The sequence below is a fragment of the Stenotrophomonas sp. HMWF023 genome (assembly GCF_003060985.1).
Classification (GTDB): Bacteria; Pseudomonadota; Gammaproteobacteria; order Xanthomonadales; family Xanthomonadaceae; genus Stenotrophomonas; species Stenotrophomonas lactitubi.
The window spans coordinates 1-5,086 of the sequence record NZ_QAIJ01000358.1 but is presented as its reverse complement, the minus strand read 5'-3'; the positions used below and the strand labels follow the sequence as shown (position 1 = coordinate 5,086).

Sequence of the window (5,086 nt, the reverse complement as noted above, 5' to 3'; positions counted from 1 at the left end):
GCCGTGCAGGACACGCCGTAAACCCATCCATGGGGGCTCGATGGCGCCTTGCTCGTGTGCGCTGTCCTGCGCACACGGCAAGACCGGGGTTGGGCGTCCTGCCCAACCCGCCCGGCGCATGCGCCGGGCCCATGGCGCCAACGGTCCTGCACGGCCATGCCCTCCGCCTCAGGACACGTTCCGGTGAGCGCGGCCGGTACTTGATTCAGCTTGATCTGGCTTGGTAGACGCCAACCTCGGTTGGCACTGCTTTTGATTCTGCTTTCTTCTTTTGATTCTGAATTCCTGCTCTCGTTCCGCGCGCGCAGGAAACTGTCAGGAGGGGGACGGGTGGCCCAGGCAGGACCGTTGGCGCCATGGATGGCGCCATCGAGCCCCCATGGATGGGTTCACGGCGTGTCCTGCCTGGGCCACCCGTCCCCCTCAAGCCAAGATCAACAAACGCGCCGAACGCCCGCTCTATTTCGCGTAGTGCCCACCGCAGTCGGCATCCTTGCCCGGGCCCAGTTCGATGGTGGCCAGCAGTGCCGCCGGCGGCGCGATGCTGCCCAGCGTCAGCGCCACCGCACCACGGATACCCAGTGCCTTGAAGTCCGGGCGGAACGACGGGTCCTTGAAGGTGCCGCCGATGCGCAGCGGCGAGCGCAGTACCAGGATGCTCCTGTCCTTCGGTCGTGGCTTCAGCAGCAGGTCCAGCGTTTCATCGCGCAGGCTGACATCGCCTTCACCGAGGATGATCGTGTCGGTGGTGTCCACTGCCATTGCACGGGTATGCATCAGGCCCTCGCGCACGCCGAAATCGGCGAAGGCGCAGCGCAGCGGAATCTGTTTGTCGCCGGTGAACAGGAATTTCAGCGATTCGGTGATGTCCAGCCCCGCCACTTCCATCAGCAGGTTGCCGACATGGCCGCGGCCCATGCCCAACGCCACGTTGCCGCTGCTGCTGCCGAGCATCGCCGCGATCGAGTTGCCGTTGCCGGTCAGATCAATGTCGCCGCTGATACCACCCTTGGCCTGCTCGGCCAGCTTGGCATCGGGGAACAGCTGGCCCAGCTGCACGCCGCGCACGCTGGCCTTCAACGAAGTAGCGATCTGTGGGCGTCGTGCGTCCATCCGGATCGTGCTGCGGATGTCACCACCGGCAACGCCGAAGTTCAGCGGGTCCAGCCGCAGCACACCATCATCCAGCAGCAGATGCGCATCCATGTCGTCCAGCGGCAGCTTCGGCGCATTGATGCGCTGGGCCTTCCAGCGCACGTCGGCATCCATCGCACGCAGCTTGCCCAGGTTGTACGGCGTAGCCGGCAGCACCTTTGCGCTGGCGGCCACGCGCGCAGCCTCGGCCCTCTGTTCTGCATTGGCGGTCTCGCCGCCGCCGGTTTTCGGCGGGGCGCCGACGAAGCCGGCAAGATCATCGAAATCAAGACGACGCGATACCAGGTTCGCGGTCATCCTCGGACGTTCCCGGGAGACGTCGAACTGCACATCGCCCCCCAGATCACTGTCGCCGACTTTGCCGGTGAAGCGCTCGTAGCGCCATGTCTGATGCTCGCGCTTCAGGCGGCCATCCAGGGCATACGGTGGGGAGGGCGGAATGGCGATGCCCAGCAATGGATACAGGTCGGCCAGGTCTTTGCCGCTCAGCGCGAACTGCAGGTCGAACACCTGCAGCTGGAACGGGTTGGTCAAGGTGCCGGTGGCAACGGCATGGGTGGCGCCGGCACGGCCATCAAGGTGGATGCGGAAGGGATGGCCGCTGTCGGTCAGTTCCAGCGGCGATTCGGTGCCGCCGCTCAGGATGAAGGGGTTGCCCCGCCAGCGGCCTTTGCCGGCCACCAGCAACGGTGGTGCAGCGTCGGCCTGTTTGGGTTGCCCGCTGCGCACGTTCACCAGGATATCGGTGCGGCCCAGTGCGTCGAGGAACTGCAGGCGGCCATCATCAATGTGCAGGCGCTTGAGCTGCGGTGTGGCGCCGCCCTTGCTGTCGCCGAGGAAATTCCAGTTGCCCGGGTCACCTTTGCGCGGCGCTGTCTCCAGCAGTACGTCAGGGCGGGTCAGGCGCACTTCGGGAAGCTGCACGTTGCCGCGCAGCAGTGGCCACACGCGCACGTCGATCTCGACCCGGTCGGCGCTGGCCATGTTCGGCTGTTTCGCCCACGACGCATTGGAGAAGGTGAGGGTGTCGGCGCGCACGGTGGTGGTGCGGCCGAGGTCGACGTCCAGGTTGCCGATGTGCAGGGCGCGCCCGGTACGGGCCTGCACCGCACGTTCCACCGGACCCTTGAACCAGTTCCAGTCCCACAGGGCGATGAGGACCAGGATCGCCGCGAACAGGAATACCAGCACGGCGAGCCAGCGCTGCCCGCGTGGACCGGGGCGACGCAGGCGCCAGCGCGACGCCTTGGAAGCAGCAGGAGCAGAGGCAGCATTCACGCTGCCATGGTTGCCCCGTCGCGGTGGACGGGGCGCGAAGCGATCATGTGCATGGCGTGCAGAGTCGACGCCTGCTTGCCCGGCAGGGCCCGGCGTTACCGCCTGACTGTGGTCACAGCACCTGTCGGGTCACTGCGACGAAGTGGCAGACGCTGCCGCCGATCACGAACAGATGCCAGATCGCATGCGAATAGGGGATGGATTCGCGGTGATAGAAGTAGGTGCCCAGCGTGTAGGACAGGCCGCCGCCGAACAGCCAGGCGAGGGTGCCGCCATCGATCGAGGCCCACATCGGCTTGATCGCCACCACCACCAGCCAGCCCATGGAGATGTAGATCACCGTGGACAGCAGCTTGAAGCGGCCGGTGTAGAACAGCTTGAACACCACGCCACCGAGCGCCAGCGCCCAGATCGCGGTGAACATGCCCCAGCCCCAGGGACCACGCAGGCCGATCAGGGTGAACGGGGTATAGGTGCCGGCGATCAGCACATAGATCGCGCAATGGTCGAACACCTTCAGGCGGCCCTTGGCCTGCGGGTGCTGGATGGCGTGGTACAGCGTGGAGGCGGTGTACAGCAGCAGCAGGGCGATGCCGAACACGATCGCGCTGGCCAGCTGCCAGCCATCGCCGTAGATCGCGGCCAGGGTGATCAGTACCGCGCTGGCGGCCAGGGCAAGCACCGCACCCAGCCCGTGGGTCAGGGCGCTGGCAATTTCTTCACGGATCGAAGCAACAGAAGTCGTGGACATGGCATGGGCATCGTCTGCAGGGAGGGGGACCCGCACCCCCCTATCATCGCCGCGATGGCGGGCGCGTGCACCCCCGCCACCGTATGGTTGCTGCGATCAGTTGCCGGTGACCGTATGCGCGGCTTCCCGGGTTGCCGAGAAACGCACATCCGGCGCGCGCTCCTGCGCCAGTTGCAGGTTGACCCGGGTCGGTGCCAGGTAGACCAGGTGGCCGGCGGCGTCGAGGGCCAGGTTCAGCGCATTCTTCTCGCGGAACTCCTCCAGCTTCTTCTCGTTGCTGCAGTGGACCCAGCGCGCGGTGGTCACGCTGACCTGCTCGAAGGTGGCTTCCACGCCGTATTCGTCCTTCAGGCGGTAGGCAGCCACATCGAACTGCAGCACGCCCACCGCGCCCAGAATCAGGTCGTTGCTGGTCAACGGACGGAAGAACTGGGTCGCGCCTTCCTCGGACAACTGTGCCAGGCCCTTCTGCAGCTGCTTGAGCTTGAGCGGATCGCGCAGCCGGGCGCGACGGAACAGTTCCGGAGCGAAGTTGGGGATGCCGGTGAAGGTGATCGCTTCGCCTTCGGTGAAGGTGTCACCGATGGAAATGGTGCCGTGGTTGTGGATGCCAATCACATCGCCCGGCCACGCCTCGGCGGCGATTTCACGGTCGCTGGCCATGAAGGTCAGCGCATTGGCCAGCTTCATGTCCTTGCCGGTGCGCACGTGCAGGGTCTTCATGCCGGCGCTGAACCGGCCCGAGCAGACGCGCATGAAGGCTACGCGGTCACGGTGCTGCGGATCCATGTTGGCCTGGATCTTGAACACGAAACCGGTCAGCTTCGGCTCCTGCGGGGCGACTTCGCGGCCGGTGGTGGAGCGCGCCTGCGGCGACGGTGCGTGTTCAACGAAGAAGTCCAGCAGCGGCTGTACGCCGAAGTTGTTCACGCCCGAACCGAAGAACACCGGGGTCTGCTTGCCGGCCCGGTAGGCCTGCAGGTCGAACGGGTGGCTGGCACCCTGCACCAGTTCCAGTTCGTCGCGCAGATCGGCCAGCATCCGCTCGCCGATCTTCTCGGCCAGCCCGGGCGAATCGATCGACGGGAAGATGGTCGAATCCTGACGGGTGAAGTTGCGACCCTGTTCGTACAGGTGCACTTCGCCGGTGATCAGGTGGACCACGCCCTTCAGGCGCTGGCCCATGCCGATCGGCCAGGTGACCGGTGCGCACTGGATGCCGAGCACGCTTTCAACCTCATCCAGCAGGTCGATCGGCTCCTTGCCCTCGCGATCGAGCTTGTTGATGAAGGTCATGATCGGGGTGTCGCGCAGGCGGCACACTTCCATCAGCTTGATGGTGCGCTCTTCCACGCCCTTGGCCACGTCGATCACCATCAGCGCCGAGTCCACCGCGGTCAGCACGCGGTAGGTGTCCTCGCCGAAGTCGGCGTGGCCCGGGGTGTCGAGCAGGTTGATGATCTTGCCCTCGTACGGGAACTGCATCACCGAGGAGGTGACGGAGATGCCGCGCTCCTTTTCCAGCGCCATCCAGTCCGAGGTGGCGTGGCGGGCAGCCTTGCGGCCCTTCACCGAGCCGGCCATCTGGATCGCGCCGCCGAACAGCAGCAGCTTTTCGGTCAGCGTGGTCTTGCCGGCGTCAGGGTGGGAAATGATGGCGAACGTGCGGCGACGCGACGCTTCGGTGGCGACTTCGGACATGGCAGTGGCGCCCGCACGGGGCGCTTTTCAAAGAGATAAGCGCCCGATTATACCGGCCTGCCGGCGTCGGCGGGTCAGCGCCCGGCGCTGGCGTCGCCGCGGCCCTCGCGGGCGAAGTGCAATTCGCCCTGTGGGGCGAGGATGCGCACCGGCACCGAACGCAGGCCCATGCCCCGGTTGCGCTGCACCACGAAGTGCAGG

General features: G+C 66.0%; 3 protein-coding genes and 1 pseudogene. All 4 read right to left on the bottom strand.

The genetic code is table 11. The annotated features are described in order from the left end of the window. Positions 1-459 precede the first annotated feature (459 nt). A complete protein-coding gene (locus tag DBR20_RS21740; RefSeq protein WP_108268416.1) occupies positions 460-2,433 on the bottom strand; it encodes an AsmA family protein in 1,974 nt (657 codons plus the stop codon). A 112-nt stretch (positions 2,434-2,545) separates the two neighbouring features. After that, complete coding sequence (locus DBR20_RS21735; RefSeq protein ID WP_108268414.1) at positions 2,546-3,184, bottom strand: hemolysin III family protein; 639 nt, start codon at positions 3,182-3,184, stop codon at positions 2,546-2,548. 96 nt (positions 3,185-3,280) lie between these two features. Beyond that, positions 3,281-4,885 (bottom strand): peptide chain release factor 3, encoded by a 1,605-nt coding sequence (locus tag DBR20_RS21730; protein ID WP_108268412.1) that lies wholly within the window; start codon positions 4,883-4,885, stop codon positions 3,281-3,283. 74 nt (positions 4,886-4,959) lie between these two features. Next, positions 4,960-5,086, bottom strand: a pseudogene (locus DBR20_RS23700) (M23 family peptidase); the annotation flags it as partial.

Coding starts and splice junctions, on each gene's coding strand:
- DBR20_RS21735 (WP_108268414.1), bottom strand. CDS start 3,184: ATGTCCACGACTTCTGTTGCTTCGATCCGTGAAGAAATTGCCAGCGCC.
- DBR20_RS21730 (WP_108268412.1), bottom strand. CDS start 4,885: ATGTCCGAAGTCGCCACCGAAGCGTCGCGTCGCCGCACGTTCGCCATC.